Source organism: uncultured Mesonia sp. (assembly GCA_947499595.1).
GTDB lineage: Bacteria > Bacteroidota > Bacteroidia > Flavobacteriales > Flavobacteriaceae > Mesonia > Mesonia sediminis.
Map to the genome: position 1 here is coordinate 73,756 of CANMOY010000010.1, position 19,679 is coordinate 93,434.

15 protein-coding genes and 1 tRNA gene are annotated in these 19,679 nt (G+C 34.5%); 2 read left to right on the top strand and 14 right to left on the bottom strand.

All coding sequences use genetic code 11. From position 1 onward, the window contains the following. Nucleotides 1-37: 37 nt before the first annotated feature. Genes ACH2AZ_RS11120 through ACH2AZ_RS11130 form a run of 3 tightly spaced genes read right to left on the bottom strand, consistent with a single transcriptional unit; the run spans nucleotide 38 to nucleotide 5,660 of the window. Nucleotides 38-3,229: an efflux RND transporter permease subunit gene (locus ACH2AZ_RS11120; RefSeq protein ID WP_394907897.1), complete on the bottom strand. Its 3,192-nt coding sequence runs from the start codon at nucleotides 3,227-3,229 to the stop codon at nucleotides 38-40. 5 nt (nucleotides 3,230-3,234) lie between these two features. Beyond that, complete coding sequence (locus tag ACH2AZ_RS11125; protein WP_379046448.1) at nucleotides 3,235-4,326, bottom strand: efflux RND transporter periplasmic adaptor subunit; 1,092 nt, start codon at nucleotides 4,324-4,326, stop codon at nucleotides 3,235-3,237. 32 nt (nucleotides 4,327-4,358) lie between these two features. After that, nucleotides 4,359-5,660 (bottom strand): TolC family protein, encoded by a 1,302-nt coding sequence (locus tag ACH2AZ_RS11130; RefSeq protein WP_394907898.1) that lies wholly within the window; start codon nucleotides 5,658-5,660, stop codon nucleotides 4,359-4,361. A 201-nt stretch (nucleotides 5,661-5,861) separates the two neighbouring features. Between ACH2AZ_RS11130 and ACH2AZ_RS11135 the strand changes: the two genes are divergently transcribed. Further along, nucleotides 5,862-6,278 (top strand): PepSY-like domain-containing protein, encoded by a 417-nt coding sequence (locus ACH2AZ_RS11135; RefSeq protein ID WP_379046443.1) that lies wholly within the window; start codon nucleotides 5,862-5,864, stop codon nucleotides 6,276-6,278. A 77-nt stretch (nucleotides 6,279-6,355) separates the two neighbouring features. On the opposite strand, the gene ACH2AZ_RS11140 is transcribed toward ACH2AZ_RS11135, so the two are convergent. Together ACH2AZ_RS11140 and ACH2AZ_RS11145 are read right to left on the bottom strand one after the other, a co-directional pair. Beyond that, entirely contained in the window at nucleotides 6,356-6,988 is a 633-nt protein-coding gene (locus ACH2AZ_RS11140; protein WP_394907899.1) for a Crp/Fnr family transcriptional regulator, read from the bottom strand. A 40-nt stretch (nucleotides 6,989-7,028) separates the two neighbouring features. Then, nucleotides 7,029-8,258 carry a multidrug effflux MFS transporter gene (locus ACH2AZ_RS11145; protein WP_379046437.1) on the bottom strand — a complete coding sequence of 410 codons (1,230 nt, stop codon included), beginning with the start codon at nucleotides 8,256-8,258 and terminating at the stop codon, nucleotides 7,029-7,031. A gap of 214 nt (nucleotides 8,259-8,472) precedes the next feature. Between ACH2AZ_RS11145 and ACH2AZ_RS11150 the strand changes: the two genes are divergently transcribed. Continuing rightward, nucleotides 8,473-8,547: transfer RNA gene (locus tag ACH2AZ_RS11150), tRNA-Pro, on the top strand. A 146-nt stretch (nucleotides 8,548-8,693) separates the two neighbouring features. On the opposite strand, the gene ACH2AZ_RS11155 is transcribed toward ACH2AZ_RS11150, so the two are convergent. The 9 genes from ACH2AZ_RS11155 to ACH2AZ_RS11195 form a co-directional block, all read right to left on the bottom strand. Beyond that, nucleotides 8,694-9,632, bottom strand: a complete 939-nt coding sequence (locus ACH2AZ_RS11155) for a restriction endonuclease (protein ID WP_394907900.1) — start codon at nucleotides 9,630-9,632, stop codon at nucleotides 8,694-8,696. A gap of 2 nt (nucleotides 9,633-9,634) precedes the next feature. Next, on the bottom strand, nucleotides 9,635-10,834 hold the full coding sequence (locus tag ACH2AZ_RS11160) for an AbiH family protein (RefSeq protein ID WP_394907901.1): 1,200 nt from the start codon (nucleotides 10,832-10,834) through the stop codon (nucleotides 9,635-9,637). A 66-nt stretch (nucleotides 10,835-10,900) separates the two neighbouring features. Then, nucleotides 10,901-11,257, bottom strand: a complete 357-nt coding sequence (locus ACH2AZ_RS11165) for a hypothetical protein (protein ID WP_394907902.1) — start codon at nucleotides 11,255-11,257, stop codon at nucleotides 10,901-10,903. 85 nt (nucleotides 11,258-11,342) lie between these two features. Then, nucleotides 11,343-14,669: an Eco57I restriction-modification methylase domain-containing protein gene (locus ACH2AZ_RS11170; RefSeq protein ID WP_394907903.1), complete on the bottom strand. Its 3,327-nt coding sequence runs from the start codon at nucleotides 14,667-14,669 to the stop codon at nucleotides 11,343-11,345. Nucleotides 14,670-14,932: 263 nt separating this feature from the next. Further along, a complete protein-coding gene (locus ACH2AZ_RS11175; RefSeq protein ID WP_394907904.1) occupies nucleotides 14,933-16,129 on the bottom strand; it encodes a primase-helicase family protein in 1,197 nt (398 codons plus the stop codon). Nucleotides 16,130-16,192: 63 nt separating this feature from the next. Further along, complete coding sequence (locus tag ACH2AZ_RS11180) at nucleotides 16,193-16,543, bottom strand: hypothetical protein (RefSeq protein WP_394907905.1); 351 nt, start codon at nucleotides 16,541-16,543, stop codon at nucleotides 16,193-16,195. Continuing rightward, nucleotides 16,540-16,836 (bottom strand): hypothetical protein, encoded by a 297-nt coding sequence (locus tag ACH2AZ_RS11185; RefSeq protein ID WP_394907906.1) that lies wholly within the window; start codon nucleotides 16,834-16,836, stop codon nucleotides 16,540-16,542. Before ACH2AZ_RS11185 ends, ACH2AZ_RS11180 begins: the two co-directional genes overlap by 4 nt. 83 nt (nucleotides 16,837-16,919) lie before the next feature. Beyond that, nucleotides 16,920-17,960 (bottom strand): hypothetical protein, encoded by a 1,041-nt coding sequence (locus tag ACH2AZ_RS11190; RefSeq protein WP_394907907.1) that lies wholly within the window; start codon nucleotides 17,958-17,960, stop codon nucleotides 16,920-16,922. Nucleotides 17,961-17,962: 2 nt separating this feature from the next. Next, on the bottom strand, nucleotides 17,963-19,243 hold the full coding sequence (locus ACH2AZ_RS11195) for a phage integrase SAM-like domain-containing protein (RefSeq protein WP_394907908.1): 1,281 nt from the start codon (nucleotides 19,241-19,243) through the stop codon (nucleotides 17,963-17,965). Nucleotides 19,244-19,679: the final 436 nt, after the last annotated feature.

The window sequence follows — 19,679 nt, forward strand, 5'->3', positions numbered from 1 at the left end:
TTTTATTTAATTATTTATTTAGCATTTATCTTTTACTTTACGGATGATTTTTACGCTCAACTAAGTAATACACCAAAGGCACTACCAGTAGCGTTAAAAAAGTAGAGGCTATGGTACCACCCATTAGTGAAATAGCCAGTCCTTGAAATATTGGATCAAACAAAATTACAAAGGCGCCAATGACAACTGTTCCAGCTGTAAGCAGAATAGGGGTAGTACGTACTGCACCCGCTTCAATCACCGCCTCTTTAAAGGGCATTCCTTCGGCAAGTTGCAGGTTAATAAAATCAATGAGTAGTACTGAGTTACGCACCATAATACCTGCCAAGGCAATCATGCCAATAAATGAGGTAGCCGTAAAAAAGGCACCCATCATCCAATGCCCTAGAATAATGCCTATTAAAGACAATGGGATGGCTACCATCATTACGATAGGGGCTTTAAAGTTTTGAAACCAACCTACAATAAGCATATATATTATGATGATTACCCCTAAAAAGGCGATACCTAAATCTCTAAAAACTTCTAAAGTTACCTGCCATTCTCCATCCCATTTAACAGTATAATCGGTTTCATTTTCTGGGGAACCTAAGTACAGCTCATCTATTTGATAACCTACTGGCAAATCCAATTCTTTTAGTTTTTGGGTCATTCCTAAAATAGCATAAACCGGACTTTCGAGAACTCCCGCCATATCGGCGGTAACAAAAACCACTCGTTTTTGGTCTTTGCGGTAAATGCTTTGTGGTGCTTGGCGTTTTTCAATGCTTACTAATGAATGCAAGGGAATCATTTGTCCGTTTGCATTTTTTATACTTAAATCGGTGATAGCGTCAATATGGTTCTTTTGAGCATTTGTTAAACTCAATACAAGGTTCACCGCCTCTGCAGCTTCGGGTTGGTAAACTCTACCAATTGACCGCTCAGCCAAAGCCAATTGTGCAGTTTGTACAATTTTCTGTGTACTTATACCTTGAAGCATCGCTTTGTCTTGGTTAACTATTAGATTGTACTCTTCATAAAGGTCTTCACTCATCCAATCTACATCTACTACATCTGAAGTATTGCGTAAAAGCTGTTTTATATCTTTAGCCAATTGTAGTTGCTGATCATAGTCGGGACCATATATTTCGGCTACTATAGTCGATAACACCGGCGGACCCGGAGGTACTTCTACCACTTTTATATTTGCACCAAATTTATCGCCTATTGCTTGAATGTGCGGTCTTAGCAATTTTGCAATAGCATGGCTCTGCTCAGACCTATCTTTCTTATCGCGTAAATTTACTTGAATATCGGCGGTATGGCTACCGGCACGTAAATCATAATGACGCACTAAACCATTAAAGGTTATAGGAGCTGCGGTACCCACATAGTTTTGATAACTTACTACTTCTGGACGAGTTTTTAAAAACTGTCCGATTTCTCGGGTCACTACTGCGGTACGTTCTAAACTTGTGCCTTCGGGCATATCGATAATGAGCTGAAATTCATTCTTATTATCAAAAGGTAGCATTTTTACGGCAACACTCTCGGTAAAAAATAAACCCATACTTAAAAATAAAATACCGAAGGTGCCCAGTAAAAATCCCCAACGCCAGGCTTTGCGTTCTAATAGCGGACGCTCGAATTTATTGTAGAGATTATAAATTATACCTCTTCCTTCTTTTTGAGCTTTAGGCTTAGCCTCTTTTTTCTCTTTTTCACGCAAGAAAATAAAACCTAAATAAGGGGTAATGGTTAAAGCTACAAATAAAGATAGAATCATTGCAATAGAGGCACCAATAGGCATCGGACTCATATAGGGGCCCATCATACCACTCACAAAAGCCATAGGCAACACCGAAGCAATTACGGTAAAAGTTGCCAATATGGTAGGGTTTCCTACTTCGTTAATAGCATATAATGCAGCATCTTTAAATGCTAATTTTTTCATTTTAAAATGCCGGTGCATATTTTCGGCAATGATAATAGAATCATCTACCACAATACCAGTAACAAAAACCAAAGCAAATAAGGTAATACGGTTTAAGGTGTAATCGAGCATGTAATAGCTTAGCAAGGTTAAGGCAAAGGTTATGGGTACAGATAAAAATACCACTAAACCACCGCGCCAGCCCATAGCCATCATAACCACCAAAGTTACCGCTATAATGGCGCCAATAAGGTGCAATAATAGTTCACTTACCTTTTGCGAAGCGGTCTCACCATAATTACGCGTTACCTCTACGTGTACATCAGGAGTTAGGGTGGAAGCCCTTAGACTCTCTACTTTTTCTAAAATTTTATCGGCAAGTTGCATAGCGTCAGCACCTTTTCTTTTGGCTATAGATAAGGTTACTGCTGGATATTCACTTTGAAAATCTTGTTGCGCATCGTGTCCCTTACCAAAACCAAGCGAGACATAAGTGGTTGATCGCTCTGGGGTTTCTTCTATTTGTGCAATTTGTTTAAGATAAACAGGTTTACCGGCTTGTGTGCCTACGATTAATTGTTCAACTTCTTGTTGGCTTTTTAAGAATCTACCAGTTTTAACCTGGTACTCAGTATCGTTTTGATTAAATTTACCTACGTACTGTTTATGGTTGTTGGCACCGATTAATTCCACCACCTGTTGTAAATCAAGTTGACGCTCTCGTAGCTTGTTTTTGTCTATGCTGATGCGCATTTCTTTACTACGGCCTCCAATGATTGAAGTCTGACTTACATCGGGTATTTTTTCAATGGCGTTTCGAGTTTCTTGTGCGATTTGTTTTAGCATATAATCATCTAGATGCTCGCTCCATAGGGTTAAACCTAGAACGGGTACATCGTCTATGGCTCTGGTTTTTACCAAAGGCATACTTACCCCGCTGGGCATCAAATCCATATGTTTTTGAATCTCATTGTAAAGTTTAACATAGGATCGTTCGGTATCTTCGCCCACATAAAATTGGGCAATAAGCATCCCACCATCTTTCTGTGCTACGGCTTGCACATGTTTTACTCCCGTAATATTGGTTAGTATCTTTTCTAGTGGTTCAATTACACGCGATTCTACCTCTTGAGGACTGGCTCCCGGATATCCGATAAAAATATCGGCCATCGGCACTTCAATTTGCGGTTCTTCTTCGCGCGGAATCAAAAACGAACTCCATACGCCTACCACCATAAAAACAATCATCAATAATATGGTGAGTTTTGACTGTATAAACGATTTGGCAATTTTGCCAGCAATACCTTCTTTCATCCGATTTATTTTTTAACAATGGGGGTTCCGTTCTGCAACCTGCCTTGTGAATTAATAATAATTTGTTCTTCAGGAGATAAACCGCTCAAAACTTCTACTTGGTCACCAAAATCTTGACCCAAGCGCAACCAACGTAATACGGCGGTGTTTTGAAGGCTAGGGGTGAACACTCCGGTTAATTGACCCTGTTTTACCAAAGCCTCTTTAGGAATTAGAAGCGGAGCGGCTTGCAATTCGTGGTCTTTTTTTAATTCAATTGGGAGTTTTACCTGAGCATACATTCCAGCTTTTACGCTCGCTGGCGGATTAATTAAACGAACTTTTAATGTATACTGTCCGCCTGTAAAGCGTGCCGAATTACTTAACTCAAAGACTTCGGCTTTAAGTCGCTGGTCAATACTACTTAAATAAACCGCTACACTATCTTGCTGATTGATACGATTAATATCGGATTCGGGGATACGGGTTTCAACCAATAAACTTTGGTCACCTTCTAATTGCATCAATACCTGCCCTGGTTTGGCTAAATCGCCTACTTGAACATTTTTGCTAGTAATAGTACCGGTGAAAGGTGCTTTTATTTGTGTATATGCAAATTGCGACTCAATTTCATTTTGCATTTCTTGCGCGGCCTTTAAGCGAGCTTGCGCCATGCTATATTGGGTTTGCATATCATCTAGTTCTTTTTGGGTGGCACTATTTTGTTTAAAGAGTTGGGTATAGCGTTCGTAATCTTTTTGAGCATTTAGAAAAGCCGCTCTAGCCTCTGTCTGCTTGGCTTTTACCTGTGCCAATTGAGCCGAAAGCTCTGTATTGCTAATGTTAATCAAGCTCTGACCCTTTTTTACTTTATCGCCTAGTTTAGCATACACAGCTTTCACATAACCCATATGCCGAGTGCTTATCTGCGCTGCATTATCGGCTGCGACCGTACCGCTTACCATAATATAAGGTTGATTTTCTTGTGCTTTTTTAAGCGTGAAAAGGTTTACCGCAACCGGATTGGCTTGTTGAGTTTTTGCAGCCGACTGTTCTTTATTGCATGAGATAAACAATAAGGCTATGACTAGGCCAACAGGGAATAATATATTTTTCATTTGTAAAGGTTTATAGAATCGTGTTTTCATCATTAATTGGTTAAAAAGTTGACATAATATAAGGCTTGGTTGTAGCCATAAATGCTTTTGTAATACTGTAAGCGTTTTTGTGCATAGACCGCTTCTGCTTGTAAAAGTTCGGTGGTTTTTTCGAGTCCGGCTTTAAAGCGGTTAGCTCTTATGCGAAGCGCTTCTTTTGCTTGCTCTACTGCCAATTCGGCTTTTGCTACTTCACGCTCTGCATCTTGTAACTGGCGTTTTGCTTGCTCAAGCTCTGCTAAACTCTCTTGTTCATAATCTTTGGTTTCAAGAACGGCTTTTTCCCATTCATTTTTAGCGCGTTTGTTTTTAGCAAATCGCTGGCCGCCCTCAAAGAGTGTCCAGCTTATTTGAGCACCTATCCAATAGCCTTCGGCTTGTGTTCCAAATAGTGCATCATCGTGCCATTGGTAGCTCCCAAAGGCTGCAAGTTGGGGTAAAAATTGCATGCGCGCTGCCCGTAATAAATTCTTTTGAGCCTCGGTAGCCTGTTTCTTCGCCATTATATCATTACGCTGTTGTAAATTATAATTTGTATTTAAAGCAACCATTTGTAGTTGCAGGCTATCTGCTGGTTGGTAGGCAGTGGCCAAATTATTGCCCATCAATAAATTCAGATGATCAGAGGCATTTTGAATAGCACTTTTAGCATAGTTCAACTTGGTTTGAATATCACTCACCCGCATTTGTACCAAAAGTACATCGGCATCTTGTAAGTAACCGGCGGCTCGATTGTCTTGAGCCATTTTGAAGTGTGCTTGTGCGGCGACTAAAATTTTTTGCAATACCGCATAGTTTTTGTGTGCTAACTGCAATTGCATATAAGCCATTTTGGCCTGATATATCATAAAAGTTTGTGTGTGCTGTTCTTGGTATTGAGCTGCTTGCCAGGCTTTTTTGGCTGCTTTTCGCTCATAAATACCGTCTAAATGAAGTAAAGGCATTTGTATGCTGGCCTTGGTTTGAAAATTCTCTATGGCTTCTGGATTATTCAAGCGCATAGGGTCAAAATCAATTGGTGTTAAGATTTCTTGATTGAGTTTAGACCCAAAGGCCATCAAGGGGTTGGTAGTGGTGGTGGCCTGATGAGAAATTCCTAGTTCGGGTAAGAATACCGCGGCACTTTGTTGATAGTCGGCTTGCGCCATGCGCGTATTGTACCCCGCAATTTTAATTTTAGCATTTTTTTTCTGCACCTGTGCTAATACTTCCTGTTGAGTAAGCAGGTTGTATTCCTGTGCTTGACTTAAAAATCCGCTTAAAGCGAAAATATACAGTAAAAACTTGACCTTCATTGTTTCTAATTTTAAACAAAGGTATTTGTATATTGATCTACTTTTCGTAACCTAAGTTACCTAAACCTTAATTAAATTATAAAAGGAGGCCTATAACGTTAAAGCGAATTAAATTCACATGATTTTAATACAAGACAGAAATTATTTTAATAGCTTTGGGTAAACATAAAAACAAAGTTGAATTTTAAATTTTAAAATATTATGAAAAAGATAATTTTAGGTGGAGCAATGGCACTTTTTAGTTTTAGCTTTATGCAAGCTCAAAGCGTAAACGACTTACCACAACCAGCAAAAGATGTTATTCAGAAGCATTATAAGGCTTGGAAGGTAGATAAAGTAAATATAGATAAAGATGACCGTCAAGAAGCTTTTCAAGTGAAGTTTGCAAACGGTGCTAAAATGGATTTTAATATTGAAGGTTACCTTACCGAAATAAAAGGTGATACCGAAATTCCTGCGGCTTTAATTCCTGAAAAAGTAAGTTACTTTGTGCAAAATAAATATCCTGAACAAAAGATTACCGAATGGGAATATGAAGACGGTAAACACGAAATTGGTTTAGACAACGGTACCGAATTGGAATTTGACGGAAACGGAAAATTTTTAAAAGTTGACTAATAACAATTGATTAAATTGAAAAACCCGAACTTTATGTTTGGGTTTTTTTATGTTTGATTATAACTAACAAACTACGTTTAGACTTTTAGTAGTTCTAGACTATTGCGATTAATCTTGAGGTAACCTTGATATTCTAGTTTTTTTAATAGGCGAGAAATAACCACGCGCGAAGAGTTTAAATCTGATGCTATTTCTTGGTGAGTCATTTCTAGATGAACCGAACGGTTGATTTTCTTTTTGCTTTCTAAATAACGTAGAAGGCGCTCGTCTAACTTGGTAAAAGCAATATTGTCTATAGCCGAAAGTACTTCCATCAAGCGGTTGTGGTAGCTTTCAAAAACATAATTGCGCCAAGATTTATACTTAGAAGACCATTCTTCCATTTTAAAAACGGGAACCATGAGTAAAGTAGAGTTTAATTCAGCTACAGCTTTAATTTCACTTTGTTTGTGCCCCACACAACAACTAAGGGTCATGGCGCAGGTTTCGCCGCGCTCTAAAAAATAGAGCAATAACTCATATCCGTCTTCATCTACACGCGAAATTTTAATCGCACCATCTAGTAATAAAGGCATAGAGCGTATATACTCGCCTACTTGTATCAGCTCTTCACCGGCTTTTACCTCTTTAATCACACCAACGTCTTCAATTTCGGCGATTAATTCAGGTTGAAAAAGCGATTGGTAAGCTCCGTCTAAGGTGTTGGGCATAATTAGGTCTGTTTAGCATTAGTGTTTTACTAAGGTACACTTATTTTGCACTTTTTAAAAAACTTACGGCGGCTTTTTCTTTCCACTCAAAACCAATCAGTAAAACATAGCTCAGTAAAAAACAAAGAAAAATACAAATGGCCATAGGCAATAAATACTGCCCAGAAAATGAGCTGATTACAAAGGAGGAGACCGCTCCTAAAATCATTTTAAAACTGCCTACCAACGCCGAAGCTCGTCCGGCTTTTCGTGTAAACGGATAAAGCGATAGAGCAGTGGTATTGGGATTTTGAAAGCCCAATAAAAATAATATTACAAACAAGCAGCCTAATATACTGATGTAATGATCTACATACAACGAGAAAACAACCAGTAAAATACTAAATACCAGCAGAATAAAACCAACAAATTTAGTGGTTTGGTAGGTGCTAAATCGTTTGAGTACCACCCGGTTCAACTGACTTCCCGCAATAAGTCCTGCGGCGTTTAAACCGAATAACCAACCGAATTGCAATTCGGTAAAATGAAATTTATCGGTAAATAAAACCGGCGCATTGGCGATATAAGCAAATAGCGCTCCTATGCATAAACTACCGGCAAGCGAGTAGGTGAGGAAAATTTTGTTCTTAAAAATACCCACATACTTTTTGGTTACTTCAATCGGATTCAGGTTTACGCTATAATCGGCAGGAAAATTATCGGGTAGAAACCTAAACACACTTACAAACATCAAGCTGGCGACAATAACCAAAGCCAAAAAGATGTAGGGCCAATGCAGGTGGTGAATGATAAAGCCGCCTAGAGTAGGAGCCACAATGGGCGCACCTCCCATAATGAGCATTAAAAATGAAATGGCCCGGGCTACTTCTTCGGGTTTAAAAACGTCGCGCACCACAGCTTTTGAAGCGACCATACCTGCCGAAGCACCTATGGCTTGTAAAAAACGTGCAGCCATGAGCCACCAAATATTGGGAGAGAAAAAGCAAATTAAAGCGGCAAAGATATACAACACTAAGCCGAATAACAGTGGAGTTTTACGACCAAACTTATCCATCACCGGACCGTACATTAATTGCCCCAGAGCAATTCCGATAAAATAAGTGGTAAGCGAATAACCTACTTGTGATTTGGGTATACTAAAATCCTGTGCTATTTGTTCAAAAGCTGGCAAATACATATCAATAGAAAGCGGACCTAGAGCAATTAAGGTTCCTAGCACCCAGAGAATAATCTGTTGCTTTTTCTTATGTGTTAAAGTCGTGGAAGGCATTTTGCAAAGGTGCAAGTAAATTGGATAATAGCGAACGGTTATAGGTTAGTTTAACAAAAGATTAATCGGAGTCTAAATGCGACTAAAAGCTTAGCGTCTTGGTAATGAAAAGTTTAGTATACTACCCAATACGAGGCTAATTATCTGGTGCAGATTAAGCCTTTTAATATTTGGTAAATTGTCAAAAACTTAAGTATATTTGCGCTGCAACATTCGGGATGTAGCTTAGTCCGGTTAAAGTGCGCGTCTGGGGGGCGCGAGATCGGAGGTTCGAATCCTCTCATCCCGACTATAAAAAACCTTAAACGCCTGAATATCAAGTGTTTAAGGTTTTTTTATTATAATAAATGTATCAAAAATGTATCATTAGAGGCTAGAAAAGGGGTCTTTTTTTTTTCTTTATCTGATACATAAATCATTTTAAGCTTATAATTTTTACTCTTCAAAATAATCCAAGTCTATTTTTTTAATTTCAATTGTACTCTGATTTTGTACACCTAAATTATATTCAATAGCTAAATTTGCTAATTCCTGTCCATCGATTAATATAATTTTTTGTTGCTTACTATCTAAAGCGGTAGCGATAGCACTTTTAGAGAACCGTGAAGTAGTAAGAAAAACCCCTTTATTTACGCCCTGAACCGCAAGTGAACCGATAAAATTACGAATATCGCCAGAACCAACTGAACTGTTTGTGAACCGTTTTGCTTGTATATAAACATTTTCTAGCCCTAATCTATCTTGTGAGATAATACCGTCTATACCATCATCGCCAGTTTGTTTTGTTACCGTTCCAGCATCTTCTCTAAAGTTGCCATACCCCATTTTTTTAAGCAATTCTATTACAAAGTTTTCGAAGTATACAAATGAGTTGTCTTTTAGCTTATCTAAAACATCACTAGCCAATTGTTTTCTTAAACTCTCAACCGTTGTGGCTAAAATCTCTTCCGGAGTATCGGTTTCATTATCAGTTGATATATTTTTCTCTTCAATAGGATCATTTTCTTGATTAAAAGTTTTGGTCCACTCCTTGTAATCGGGCATTTTTTTGAGTTGCTTTATGCGTAATTCTTTAGGGTTACTTGCCAAATATTCTTTCCCGAAATTTGTTATTTGGTAAACTCCTCTTGCCGGATACTCAATTAAGCCAGCTTTTTTTAGATAACTACGTGTCCAACCTACACGGTTTCGAAATAACCCCATTTGCCCACTTGGAACTTTTATTTTTAGCTCTTGCGGTGTAAGTTTATAGTATTTAGCAAGCGCATCTATAACCTCGTTTAAAGTTTTAGGTTTACCATCTTCCAACAATTTTAATAGCGGAAGCATAATGCTTTGAAAATCGGGAATGTTGTTTTTATCTGGCCCTTTCATAATTATTTTCTTTTAATTTGCGGAATCTTATTCTTAGGATTAAATTCTACTATTTTTTTACGCATTAATTTATTTGAATTAAAATGTCGTGAAATGTCCATAGTTTTCTTTGTGAAATCACTACTGCCGTTTTCATCTTCATAAAAGTAGATATTAATTGATTTACAATTTTCGTGTTCAAAGATTTCATTGAGCATAATTCTGTCTGATAAACCGCAAGAATGTCCGTAAATACAGGCTTGGAAAGGTCCCGAATCCAAAAATCGAAGTAAATTTCTGTAATTACTATTAGAAAAGTATTTAAAAGATTTTATAAATTCAAAAAAGCGATTGTCATTAAGTACTTCTAACTTCTTATAGCTTTCATCCATTTCGTCTCCAAAACCGAATATTATTGGGTTCCCTTCGTGGAAACTTCCGTGAATATGATTTATGGTGTAATTCTGCAACTCCAAGCCGCTGCCATTTAATATTAATTTTAGAGATTCAGTATAATTAAAATTTAAAAAATATAGATGTCCATTTTGATTATCTACTTGAAAATCTTTACTGTAGAATATATCTTCATTTTTTATAGGTGCGGCAAATTGCTCAAAAAAGTTTGAAGCAATTTCGGACGGTATATCTATCTCAATTTCTTGTAAATATTCATTCAACTCAATTATTAAAGAAGTTAAATCTTTGTTGTAATTTTCAATTTCGTCAATATTTTGCCTCTTGTTCGTGTTCACTAGATCTTTTATTAATTCGAAATATACTGCCTCAATATCCACCCAACCTAAATTTGTTTGATTATAAATATGCTCAAAAAGACCATTTTTACGTCTAGCATTGATCTCAATTAATATATTATCCTTATTGATAAATTCAAAGAGTTCATCTATTGTATTAAAGTTTTTAAATATTTCTATTAATTTTTGTTTATCATAATTTTTTCTAATTAAAACATCAAACAAATCATTTCTTGAATAGCCGTATACCCTATCTACTAAATTTCTTCTGTAAAAATCATTGTATGTCGAATATCCTTCTGGAGCATTTTGTTCACCATAACTTTCTACAGATTTCAACAGATATTTCTTAAGAAGCCAAAACATAAAATCGTTGTAGGATGTTTTTAAGCCAAGAGCTAAATCTAAACCATTACCCACTAAAAAGAGTTTATTAACTACTATTTTTTCGTTATTTTCTTCTGAATTCATAATTGCCTTGATAGTTATGGTCTTTTTTATAATTGAAAAAATGATAATTGCCACCTAATTTTAAGTCTATAGCATAAGATGAGATATATTTATAAGGTGTTTTACTTTTAAATTTATATTTATTTTTTTTAGATAATCCTCAACTGTTTCGGGATATTTTTGAATTTTATTGTCAATAGTTTCAATTGTTTTATCACTATAATAATCAGATTCATAAAATTCTATAAAAGTTTTATTTTCCATTAAAAAATAGACGAAATTTTCTTCTAAAACATCATCATCAGTTATATTTTCTATTTGTTCTACATCAAGCTTCTTAAATCTAAAAAGTATATTTATACCAAAATCTTTACAAATATTTTTCAGAGTAGACCTTCTAATTTTTAATAGATTTCTTGTTACGTGCTTAAAAGTATTTTCCATAAATGATGTTTGTTTATCAAAATCGAATATATTTCATAAGTTTTTTTGAGGTGTTCGCAAAAACCATAGACTTTTATAGTAAAGATTAAGATTCTTCAACAATCTTAATTTCCTCCTCCGTCAAGCCATACAATTCATAAACCATTTGGTCTATTTGATTGTCTATACGGTTAATTTCGGTTTGTAGCTCAACGGCTTTTTTCTTGTTGTCTTCAAAAAGCTCCATCCACTCAAACTCATCTTTTTTAGTGAGTTTTGGTAACTCGGTTTCCTCGTTTTTACGTCTTGCGCGGTTTTCTTTGTTTATGGCTTTATTAAGTTCTTTAATAAAATCGCCAAAGTCTAACTCGTGCCAGTTTTGGAGTTTTTTAGAGAGTTTTTCTATCGGATATTGCGATAATAGGTAGTTTTGGAATTTTACTGTTTTGCTTGAAAAGCCTTTATTTAGGTCTAAAATTTCATTGACCAAGTTGATTATTTCTTGGGCATTTGATGAAATTTTCGGTAATGGAAAAGGTTTTAAATAGTTTGTTTTAAACCTAAAGTAACCTCCTCTAAGTTCTGTTCCGGTATTTTTTAAAAAAAACCACATTACTTTAGAATTCATTATTCCTAAATAATACTTTTCGTCAACCTCAAATTCATCCTTCTTAACAAAGGAATAAATAGTAGTGGGATGATAAAATTCTCCGTGATGATCATACGTCATATTACAACCCAAAGATATTTCCTGCGTCATAATTTTAGGGTTTTGAAAATAAGGTAAATTTTTAGGATAAATATATAAGAACCAACCTTCTTCAATATCCATTCGACCACGTTCTCTTCCCCTAATTTCTTTTTCAAAATGCTTTAAATATGAATATGTTTTGGGTAGATTATTTTTTATGTAATCTTCTGAAAAAGGAGTAGCAGTGTTCCCGTTAAGTTTATATGGGAAAATAACGTAATAATTTATTTTCGGAATAGTGTTTCTCGAAAGCTGATTTCCCTTTACAAATGGTTTAACTATTTCTTTTTCAATTTCAAAATGATAATCATATTTTTCATTATAGCCTTTTATGAAATTACCGCAGTCTTCGCCCTGAAAGACATAAACTGCGTCCAAGCTTGTAGCAATACCCTGAAAAATTTTATCAAAAACACTATCAATAGTTTGGGGTTGCTTTTCTAACTTTTCAATAATTGCTACAACTTCTTCACTTTGTAAATCCCAGTTTTCGGTAGTTAGTTTTTCGTAGTTCATACTTTCCCAAACAAATGGTTCAAATAATTGTTCGGGTTTTAGTTTTTTAAAGCGTAACTTTTCTTTTCGGGTTTTTGTCAAATCTATAATACATGTATAAGTGGCTGCTTCCGTAAATACAATTTCAGAGCCAAAATGTACTAGAATATTTACGGCAGTTTTTTCCTTGAAGAATTTCCGAATTCCTAAGCCAAAATCTGCTATCAAAAATTTATGTGGTAAGATAAACGAAACAATACCGCTTTGATTAATTAATCTATAAGAACGCTCCATAAACAAAGCATAAATATCGTAATTTCCAGTTGCCGAAGTGAAATTTTGCTCATAATATTCTACCATTTTAGGATAATGTTCCACTAAGCCTTGTTTACGCAAATACGGCGGATTCCCAATCACTACATCAAAGCCACCTTTGGCAAAAACAGTAGGGAATTCTAGTTCCCATTTAAAAGCTTTATCACCGGCAACACTTTTATCTTCTATTAAAGAATTTCCGCATTTAATGTTGCTACTTAAATCGTTTAATTTTCTACGCGGTTGTGCGGTTCGTAACCACAAAGATAGTTTGGCAATTTCTACGCTTTCTTCGTTAATATCTACACCATAAATATTGTTTTCTAGAATGGTATTTTCTATATCGCTAAACACAATGGCACCGCCTAGAACTTTAGCTTTAAGCTCATCTATATAGGCGTGTTCTGCAATTAGAAACTCTAAAGCTTGATTTAAAAACGCACCAGAGCCACAAGCTGGATCACAAATAGTAAGCTGCAATAACCAATCGCGGTAAGCGTCTAAAGTAGTTAGGAGTTTCTTTTTGGTTGCAGTTTTGGTACCTTTCTTAACTTCAAAATAATTTTCTTCGTGAAAGTCTAGTTCGGCTTTCTTTTCTTGGCAAAGTTTACTTACGGTATTTTCTACAATATATTTGGTAATGTACTTGGGCGTGTAAAAAACACCATCTTTTTTACGTTTACTCTTTTGCTTATCAAAATTATCGCCTTCAATTTCTGCATTAACACTTTCAATTTCGTTAAGCGAATTTTCAAAAATATGCCCTAAAATATTTACGTCTACTTGGCTTTCAAAATCATAACTAGATAATTTTGCGGTATGTTGGTAAAGCAGTTCATCACTAATTTCCAGTAGATCTAATACGGCATCCGGCTTAAAAAGTCCGCCATTGTAAGCAAATATTTCTGCTTTTTTATCGGTTCCTTTTCTTCCGGTGTCTAGATAACTAAAATAGAGTTTAAACCGCTCATAGAGTGGTTGGCTTACATCAAGGTCTTTGAGCTTGTGCCAATCTTCAATAATTTGTAAAATAGCATTAGGCGGTAAAAGTCCGCGATCTTCCGCAAAGAAAATAAACAAAAAGCGATCTATAAGTTTCTGCGATTTTTTAAACAAAGTGAGCTTTACGTTTTTCTCTAAACGATCAATTTCCGCTTCAAGCGTAGCTGTTTCTTCAATTTCTTTAAACAATTCATTTTTACGAATTGCTTTTAGCTTTTTAGCATTATTGCGCACCAAATCACGGTAAAGCTCTCGTTTGAAAACAGAATAGTCTTTATAGAAGCCTTTGGTAATCTGGTTTTCTTCTACCAAAGAAGCTTCCTTTATTTCTAATGGAATGTTTTGGAGTAAATTATCTTTAGACAGACAGAGATAGAGCAGCGTAAATTGTTCTTCGGTTAAACCGAAAAGATTAAACTCTAGATATTCGGTTGCATCATTAATATAAAACCGCAATTTTTCGAAGTTAGAGGTAATAACATATTTGCAGCCTTTTTGATTGGCTTTATAATCAAAAGCTTGTTTGCGTATGCTTTCTAAATCTTTAGTGTTGGTACCTTTAAGTTCTATAACGCCTATGGCTATATCATCTTTTAAAATGGCTCCATCTGCTTTACGTGAATTGGTTTGATTTTTATATTCTGCTACTAAATTAAAATCTACGTTTGGTTTCATCGTATAGCCTAAAACCTTTACAAAAAGCTCTGTTAGAAAAATACCTTGATACTCTTCTTCTTTAGAACTTTTGATATTTTCTTGAATAGACAGATTTAAAAAGTAGTTGCTGAACTTCTTATATGCTTTTTTAATTTGATCTTGATCTTGAGTTTTAAGGTATTTTTTTAAAACAGAAGTTTGAAATAACGCCATTGAATTAGATTGGAAATATTATTTGTTATAAAGTTAAAATTTTAAATGAAATTAAAGCTCGTGTAAGAGATTATCATTTAATATTTTTTTGTTGAATTGTTGACTTGAAGTAAGAAATGTCTGTTATTATTGAACTTAGCGAAGGTTTTAAAAGCAACAAGAAGTCAACAAAACCATAATGTTGACTTCTTGTTGCGTAAGAAAGAAGCTAGAACCCCTTGTAAAATTAAGTATTCGAAAGGTTTGTCAACAATTCAACAATTTTATAACCTTTCTAAAAGTTCTTTGTGAAAGGTATAAACCCTTCCTTTTCGTGGCTCTCTAATTACCTCCCATTCTTTGCGATACTCATTAAAGATTTTCCTGTAATAACTATAAGAGGTGGAATTGCTTGAAACGGTTAAACCCCACTTATTTTCAATAACCTGTTTTATTTGCGTGAAGGTCTTTGTTACAAATCTTTCTTTTAATAAGTCTTGAATATCAGTTAATGTAAATTTAATTTCTTCTACTTCTACATCTTCCAATTTATGTAGTAAAATTGCGGCAAATTCTTTTTCGAGAGACATATTAGAACCTTTGACTACACGATCTAACGCTTCGGTATGAATATCTTCTTTAGAGAACCACATTCTACCTTTAGGCTTAGTTCTAATTTTACGGTTTTGTATGTAGTATTTTATTGCTGGTAATTCAGCTTTTAATTTTTCTTCGAAGTCTGCAATCTTAAATGTAGGTTTCTCTAATTCTACAACCCAGTACCGTATTTCTTCAGGATCGATTAAAACAAAATCGCTATTGTGGTTTGAAGTGATAATAAATTTACCAAAAAAAGGAATCTCGTATCTATCTTTACCCTTACCTTCTTTGTTACTATGGCGAGCGGTAGATAAGTTTTTAATAATCTCACTATCTGATGGTTTAGCGAATTTTGCTTCATCTATCGCGATAATAAGTCTATCTGCCCAATCACTATTAAAGTTACTTCTTAAATCTTCGGTTCTTAAAATTTTCATATTCTGCTGAAAGATACTTTTAATCCAATTTAAAAAGGTGGTTTTACCGGTTTCACGTTCCTTACTTACAAGACATAATATAGGTAAAATGTGTAGGGGTTTACACCATAATAGACTCAAATAATCTAGGAATAAGGGGTACTGATCTTTAAAAATTTGCTTTAAAAAGCTTTCTGTAGTTTCAAAATTACCTTGTTTTACATCTCCTTCAATTTTGTGATAATTATTATAATGGGTGCCAATTTCTAACTGGTAATTTACGTGTGATGGTTTCGTTACAAACCCATCATATTTCGGTATGTCTTTTAAGAATTCTTTACCGTGATCTTCTAAAATAGTTTTTCTTTGCCATTTGGTTAAAACTTGTGTTGTAGTGCCATCTAAATTTGGTCTGTCAACGATTTTATAGTAATTAGTCTGTATTCTTAAATATCTATTTTTCATTGTTATAAGTTGTTTTTAAGTTAAATTGATTAGTAAACCGTTATTTAACCGTTGCGGTTATCTTTAGCGGTTTTTTACGGTTTCTTTAGTTGAATAATGTTGATATAAAGGTATATTTACCCTTGAAACCCTAGATAAATCAGGTGTTGGTCGTAGAAGTACATTAATATGTATAAGATGAACCGTACTGTCTTTTTTGTAAATGTCATTTACCAAGTGTTCGAAGTTAATGGAACTTATAGATGGTTTTTTATTAAGAAGTAATTTAAGTTCATTGATAATTTCAAGTTGCATATTTAATAGGACAACTTCTTGCGTAGAAAGCTTTTCAAAGCATAGTCTTCGATTAATTAATACTTCTAATTCATTTACCTTCTGTTGAAATAGAGGATAGGCGGTTTGATACGGTTTCATCTTTTTACGTTTAAAGGTTGAAAAAGATTTTCTATATCGGCTCTCTTGTAGTAGCGTTTACCGCCCACACCATAAACCGTAAGCTTTCCTTCATTTTCTAATTTCCAGAGTGTACTGTTTGATGCCAGCACACCTCGAATTTCTGTTTTCGGGATGTAATCGTTTAAGGGATTTGAGGACTTGTCACCAGTATTTTGAGTTTGTAATGCTCTGATGATATTCGCAGAAACTTTTTCTATTATTGAGCTTATTAACTTGTCCGGCTCAATCGGACTTAGTACAAAATTGTTCATAATTCTTATTTTTAAATTATGTCACAAAATTGTAGGGGCATTTTCGGGGGCAACGGCGGGCATCGCCCATTATTTGCCCTTATTTAATAGTGTTTGTTTAAATATTCCAACAAGATTTTCGGTTGTTCGGATAATTCTAGTAATATTTCTTTCCAATCTTCACCAATTAGACCAATAAGATCCCTTTCTGTATCTATTGTTACTCTATTAATATAATTAAGGCTTTTATATATTGAATTTCCGCTTTTTTTGCCATCGGCTCTTTTCTGTAGAATTACCTCTAGTTTAGTTTTTTCACCTAAAAAGTTTGGTTCCCCAAGAGCTTTTTTGTCTAAGTAATAGGATAGCGCATAATCTCTAGCTTGATACTTCCTCTCTTTTTTCTGCTTTAGTTCTGTATGATTTGTTGTATTACGGTTTATAATTTTTATATCCCCGCTCTTAAGTTTAATAACCTGGTGTTTTAATTTTACCGGAAGTTCTTGCCAACGCTCATTAAAAATTTGGGAAAATATAGTATTGTTTTCCATAATATATGCCCATATAGCATATAAGTAACCTTCTTTTTTGCCTATATTTTCTTCTAATTTCAGAAAAAACGGATCTCTAGAAAAATATTTTGTAGACCAAGAATCTATTATAAATTCAAAAACTTTTTCATTTACTCTATCGCGATCTATTTTGAATTTAATAAAAGGTTCTAGTTCTGATTCAAGAAATAGGTTTATGCCCTTATTGAAACCTTTACCGTATTCAAGAAAATAAGGTTTCAAATCTTCTAAATATTTAAACTGTTTAGCTTCTTCAAAATCACTTTTAACGATACTGTCTAACTTATTAATAAGCATATCTAGTCTTATATAGGAATCGCCAAAGAAGGGAATATAAGGACTGCCAAGTTCATTAATTAACATTAAATCGATTTCTCCTTTAGGGTTTAAATCCAAAATTGGATATAGGTAGAATTGCTTTATTGTAAGGCATAACTTACTCTTATTAAAAAAGTGTTCTATATGGTCTGGTAAATCGGGGTTGCTTTCTGATAAAACTAATTGAGATAGAGGGTTTTTAACGGGGTCAGCCATTATTTGATTTACGAGAGAATGATTAAGTTTAGTATTCATAATTATTGTAACTTTACGTTCCGCTTGTTATGTGCTAGCATTAAATCATAAGCTTCAAAAGCCGTGTCTTTTGACGTTTTTCCTATATAGGCTAAGAGCATAGCTTCGGTACCGTGTCCAGTAATGTTTTTTAGATATGAAGAAGGTATAACGCCATAGTAATTTGTGGCTAAAGATCTGCGACCAATATGACTAGTTATGAGTTTATGTTTAGGATAAATATCTAATACCTTTCTATTTTTACCGTCCTCTAGTTTCTTTAATATTTTTCCTTTTGTTGGTTTATTAATGTTCGCGAGTTTACCAATTTCTTTAATGTAAGTATTATACTTTTGAGCACTTATGGTACGTGGAAATTCTCCTTTACGTTTTTTTAAAATAGACTCTACTTCGGGTAAAATAGGTATAGATACTTTCTTTTCGGTTTTTCTTTGAGTAACATCGATAAATTTTCGACCTTTTGATTTACGAATCATCGAAGAATTAAACCGCATAAAATCGCTGACTCTCTGTCCGGTGAAACACGAAATTACTAACCAATCTCGGGCGTTATCTAAATAATCGGGTAATGATTTAAGAGCCTTAATTTTCTCTAACTCTTCGAAGGATAAATAAATTCTTGGTAAATCTTCTTTTTTAAAATTAGCATTTAATTTTACAAGATCACTGCTGGTTTTAAGTCCTTTACGAGCAGCGTGCTGGCATAACATTTTGATATAAGAAAGATTCTTCTTGATGGTTGTGTTGGCATAAGATTCTTCCTTGCAATACTTTATCCAATCCCTTTTAAACTCCTCATTAATATCTTCGATTGAATATTTACGTTTTTTCTTTTTCTGAAATAAATGGACTCTATTTTTTATTTCATTCCATTTTTGCCAAGAACGAGGTTTTTGCTTTAGTTCATATTCTCTCAGATTCATATAATAATCCCAATACTCAAGAAGGTCAGTAGGTATCTTATTTTCATCATTAGGATTATAATATTTCTTAACGGCATCTTTAAGCCAGTTCATTTCAATTTTTGCATCAGGTGGTAGCTGCTGATAGATAACCGTTTCTAATTGGCTAAGGTGTTCATTAATTTTATTGTACTCAATTATTTTTTCTGTATCTCGAAAGCGATTGCCCTTTGTTTTAATTTCGTCCCAAAACTTTTTAGTGATCTGAATTTTTGTTCTTGCGTGTTGAAACTTTCGTTTACCATCTACCGTATAAGCTAATCTTAATTCAATATATGCAATCTCCTTTTTAGAACGGTAGGAAAAATTTATACTCGCCATTGCCATTTAATTTTTTATGTGATACAAATCTAAAAAAATGTATCAAAAATGTATCATTAGCAAGAATATAACTAGATTATTAAAAACAACAATGAAATTCAATTTGATTTAATAATCTGAAAATCAACGATATAAATTTTAATTTGTTCTAGGTTATTCGTATTTATTCGGTCGTTCGAATCCTCTCATCCCGACCAAATGAATCCAATCACGAGAGTGATTGGATTTTTTGTTTTTAGCCCTAAAGCCCAGCTTTAAAGGGCATAAAAACAAAAAATCCAATTTCAGGCGCTAGCCTGTTGGATTCATTTGAGCACCGATCCCTTACTGAGGATCAACGCAGTTAATCCAAGTAAAGATAGCCCTAAAGCCCAGCTTTAAAGGGCATAAAAACAAAAAATCCAATTTCAGGCGCTAGCCTGTTGGATTCATTTGA